The 4,835-nt window shown below is 62.9% G+C and carries 4 protein-coding genes; 2 read left to right on the forward strand and 2 right to left on the reverse strand.

Annotation, left to right across the window (positions count from 1 at the left end; genetic code table 11):
* Positions 1-3,363, forward strand: a 3,363-nt coding sequence (locus tag L9Z73_RS25455) for an SbcC/MukB-like Walker B domain-containing protein (protein ID WP_247407069.1), incomplete at its 5' end; no start/stop codon positions are given.
* Complete coding sequence (locus L9Z73_RS25460) at positions 3,360-3,953, forward strand: glutathione S-transferase (RefSeq protein ID WP_247407072.1); 594 nt, start codon at positions 3,360-3,362, stop codon at positions 3,951-3,953. The genes L9Z73_RS25455 and L9Z73_RS25460, both read left to right, overlap by 4 nt.
* A gap of 45 nt (positions 3,954-3,998) precedes the next feature.
* Here the strand turns inward: L9Z73_RS25460 and L9Z73_RS25465 are convergent, their stop codons facing one another.
* Both L9Z73_RS25465 and L9Z73_RS25470 read right to left on the reverse strand, forming a co-directional pair.
* Complete coding sequence (locus L9Z73_RS25465) at positions 3,999-4,178, reverse strand: hypothetical protein (protein ID WP_247407075.1); 180 nt, start codon at positions 4,176-4,178, stop codon at positions 3,999-4,001.
* 155 nt (positions 4,179-4,333) lie between these two features.
* Positions 4,334-4,835 (reverse strand): beta-propeller fold lactonase family protein (locus L9Z73_RS25470; RefSeq protein WP_247407078.1); only part of this gene is annotated, 502 nt, incomplete at its 5' end.

Consider the following 4,835-nt stretch of genomic DNA (forward strand, 5'->3'; position numbering starts at 1 on the left):
TATGCCGAGGTGGATTTTGTCGGCGTCAACGGCCGCCGCTACCGCGCGCGCTGGGAAGCCAACCGCGCCCGCGACAAAGCCAGCGGCAAATTGCAGAACAGCCGGCAGAGCCTGATCGACCTGGACAGCGACCAACTGCTGGCGAGCCAGAAAACCGAATACAAGACCCAACTGGAATTGGCCCTGGGCCTGAACTTCGAGCAGTTCACCCGCGCCGTGTTGCTGGCGCAAAGCGAGTTCAGCGCCTTCCTCAAGGCCAACGACAACGAGCGCAGCGAACTGCTGGAAAAGCTCACCGACACCGCGCTTTACACCCAGCTCGGCCGTCGCGCGTTCGACAAGGCCAAGGACGCCAAGGACGCCCACAAACAACTGCAGGACCAGGCCACCGGCGTGGTGCCCCTGGCCCCGGAGGCCCGCGCCGAACTGGACCAACAGTTGGCCCAGGCGCAACAACAGCTCAAGACCGAGCAAGCCCAGCTCAAGCAACTGGAGCTGCAGCACACCTGGCTCAAGGAACTGCGTGAATGGCAGGAGCGCAAGCTCAGTGCCGTCGAACAGTTGCAGCAAGCCCAGCAACACTGGGACAGCCAAGGTCTGCAGCGCGAGGACTTGAGCCGCCTGGAGCAGTTGGCACCGCAGCGCCATCACTTCGCGCGCCAGGCGGAACTCGACACCGTGCTCACGCCGCTGGCGGCGCACATTCAAGCGCATATCGAGCAGCAAACCGATCTGCATGAGCGCCAGGAACAAGCCCAACAGCAGCAGGCATCCGCCCAAACGGCGCTGGCCGCGGCCCTGAAAGATCAGGCCGACGCCGTGCCTTTGCTGCGCCAGGCCTTCGAAGAACAGAACACCCTCGCCCACTTGACCAAAGAACTGGCCAAGCGCAGCGAGGACCAGCAACAGCACGAAACCGCCTGCGCCGAAGGTCAGGCCTTGCTCAAGGGGTTGCAGGAAAAGCACAGCCACGTCGCCGAGCGTCTGCAACGTCTGGCCACCGGCCTGGAACGCAGCGCCGCCCTCGCACCGTTGAGCGAGGCCTGGAACGTCTACCGCGACCGCCTGCAACAATTGATGCTGATCGGCAATCGCCTGAACAAGGGCCAGGCCGAACTGCCGCAACTTGAACAGCGCGCCACCGCCGCCGTCGAGAAGTTCGCCCAACAACGCGATGCCCTCGACCTGCTGTACCAGGAAGCCGGCGCCGAGCCTCACGCCGTCGCCGAGCAGATCCAGTTGCTCGCCAGCCTGCTGCAAGACAATCGCAAGCAGCAACGCGCCTTTGAAGACCTGACCCGGCTGTGGGACAGCCAGCAACAGCTGGACCAGCAAGCGGCCCTATTGACGCAGAAACTCTCGGACGCCCAACAACAACGCGACCGGTTGAACCAGACCGGCCTGCACACCAAAGCCGAACTCACGGTCGCCGAACAAACCCTGACGGTGACCAAGCAGTTGCTGGAGCGCCAGCGTCTAGCGCGCAGTGCCAGCGTCGAAGAGTTGCGCGAGCAATTGCAGGATGGCCAGCCTTGCCCGGTGTGCGGCAGCCATGAGCATCCGTATCACCAGCCCGAAGCGTTGCTGCACAGCCTCGGTCGCCACGACGAAAACGAAGAGGCCATGGCGCAGCAAGCCGTCGACAGCCTCAAGGAAAAACTCACCGAACTGCGCGGCGAAGTAGGCGGCTTGATCGCCCAGCAAAAAGAATTCCTGCAACAACAGGAGCAACTGACGACGCAACAGCACGCCCTGGCGCCCAGCCTGGACGCGCACCCGCTGTCGGCCTCGTTGTTCAATCAGGACGCCGCCCGGCGCAGCGACTGGCTGGCCCAGCAGCTCAGTCAACTGACGCAAAACATCAGCCAGGACGAGCAACGCCAAGGCGCCCTGCTCAACCTGCAACAAAACGCCGGTCGCCTGCAGCAACAGCTACAAGCGGCCCAAGACGCCGGCCAGCAAGCTCGCCAACTGCTGATCGACCAGCAACGCGAGCTGGCCAACGACCGCGAACGCCTCGACGAAGAACTGCAGGCCTTCGCCAGCCTGTTGCCGTCCGAGACCCTGGAAGGGCTGCGCAGCGAACCGGCGGCGACCTTCATGCTGTTGGACCAACAGGTCAGCCAGCGTCTCGAAGAGCTGGCCCACCAGCGCGATGAACTGGCCGAGCAACAAGAGCGTCAGCAGGCGATCGAGAAAGCACACACCCATCAGCAGCATCGCCAGCAGCAGCTCGACGCGTTGCGCCAGCAGGTCAGCGAACTGGCCGCTCAGCAACACACGGCCGAGGAAAAACTCAGCGGCCTGCTCGGTCAGCACCCGCGTGCCGAAGACTGGCAACAGCAACTCGAACAGGCCGTGGCGCAGTCACGCCAACGCGCAGCCGACGCCAACCAACAGGTGCAGGACATCCACAACGCGTTGATCCAACTGGCCGCCGACCTCAAGGCCCAGCAGGACCGTCAGCACACGCTGCAAGCCGAACAGCAAGCGCTCGCGGCGCGCTTGCGCGAGTGGCGCGCCCTGCACCCCGAACTGGACGACGCCGGGCTCAAGCGCCTGCTGGCCTTCGACGACGCCCACGCCAGCGCACTGCGCCAGCAGCTACACAGCAGCGAAAAAGCCGTCGAGCAAGCCAGTGTGCTGCTGCAGGAGCGCGAACAACGCCTGACCGAGCACCAGGCGCTGCACAACGGCAATCTGCAAGCAGAACAGTTGGACAGCAGCCTGGCGGCGCTCAACCAGCAACTGGCCGACGGCGAAAAACACTGCGCCGAACTGCGCGCGCGGCAATCCGAAGACCAGCGCCGCCAGGACGCCAACCACGCCCTGGACGAACAGATCGCCAAGGCCTATGACGAATGGCAACGCTGGGCGCGCCTCAACGCGCTGATCGGCTCGGCCACCGGCGACACGTTCCGCAAGATCGCCCAGGCCTACAACCTCGATTTGCTGGTACACCACGCCAACGTGCAACTGCGCCAACTGGTGCGCCGCTACCGCCTCAAACGCGGCGGCAGCATGCTCGGCCTGCTGGTGATGGACACGGAAATGGGCGACGAACTGCGCTCGGTGCATTCATTGTCCGGCGGCGAGACGTTCCTGGTGTCCCTGGCGCTGGCGCTGGGCCTGGCATCGATGGCGTCGAGTACCTTGAAGATCGAGTCGCTGTTTATCGACGAAGGTTTCGGCAGCCTCGACCCGGAATCCCTGCAGTTGGCCATGGACGCACTGGACGGCCTGCAAGCCCAAGGCCGCAAGGTTGCGGTGATCTCCCACGTACAGGAAATGCACGAGCGCATCCCGGTACAGATCCAGGTCAAGCGCCAGGGCAATGGCTTGAGCACCGTGGAGGTGAAGTGAGCGAGGCGCTGCTGTACTCGTTTCGCCGTTGCCCCTATGCGATGCGCGCCCGCCTGGCTTTGCGCTATTGCGGCGTGCCGGTGCGGATTGTCGAAGTCAGCCTCAAGGCCAAGCCGGCCGAGATGCTCGCGCTGTCGCCCAAAGGCACGGTGCCGGTGTTGAGCGTCGACGGCCGGGTGATCGACGAAAGCCTGGATATCATGCGCTGGGCCTTGGCGCAAAACGACCCGCAAGACTGGTTGCTCGAGGGTGATCCTGCGGTGCTGGCGCTGATTGCCGAGAATGACCAGGGCTTCAAACATCACCTGAATCGATACAAGTATGCCGAACGCTACCCGGAGCAGCCGATGGAACATTATCGAGCCGAAGGTGAGGTGTTTTTGCAGAAGCTGGAGGGGTTGCTGGCAGACCGCGCGTATTTGCTGGCCGATCACCCGAGCCTTGCGGATATGGCCGTGGCGCCGTTTGTGCGGCAGTTTGCGCATGTCGATCGGGAGTGGTTTGCGCACACGTCATACCGGCGGGTGCAGGCGTGGTTGCAATGGTTTCTGGACTCGCCGCTGTTTATCGCGGTGATGGCAAAAACCTGAATCGGTCTAACTGAGTGTGGGAGCACGCCTGCTCCCACATGTCGCTCAGTACTGGGTTTTGTGATCCAGTGCTGCGTAGAAGTTGGCACTCTGTTGCAGGTATTTCTGGGTGTAGGCGCTGGTGCTGGATTGTTTGCCGATAACGTTCACGCTGGCGGCAGCCGGCAACGCAACAGTGGCGGAAACAGCGGAGGCGGCGATGATCGAGAAGAGATTGAAGTTCATGTCGGTAACCCTTGTGTTCGTTTGGTTGAGTGGCCGTGGAGGCCTTGGAACTCAACTTACGCCCGAGGGTTGGGCCTTAGAAATGCTTTGAAACAGTAGCTGTTATCAATCGAATTAATAAAGAGGATCAGGCCCCACTGTGCGGGGCCTGTGGCTTATTGACGCAGCAGGAACTTGAGGTCGCTGGGCGCATCGATCGACAGTTTTTGCACGGTTTTACCGAGCAGGCCGGTTTTGGGGTCGCGTTCGACCACCACGATTTCATTGCTTTTCTGGTTCGCGATCAGCAGGAACTTGCCGCTCGGGTCCAGGCTGAACTCGCGCGGGTGGTCGCCTTCCACGGAACGGCGCTGCAGTTCCTTGAGGTGTGCGGTGGCCGGGTCGATGCTGAACACCAGCAACTGATTGGCCGTGCCGCGATTGCTCACATACAGGAACTTGCCATCGCTTGATGCGTGCAACGCCGCGCCGGCCTTGGCGGACACCGGTTGCCCGGCGGCGAAGTCCACCCACTGGGTTTGCTTGAGCTGGCCGTCGTGGTAATCGAACACCGCGACCTGGGCGCTCATCTCGGTGGTCAGCCACGCGTGTTTACCGTCGGCGCTGAACAGCAAATGACGCGGGCCGCTGCCCGGTGGCAGTGGCACCGACGCCGGG

It is taken from the genome of Pseudomonas emilianonis, assembly GCF_023072625.1.
Taxonomy (GTDB): Bacteria; Pseudomonadota; Gammaproteobacteria; order Pseudomonadales; family Pseudomonadaceae; genus Aquipseudomonas; species Aquipseudomonas paraveronii.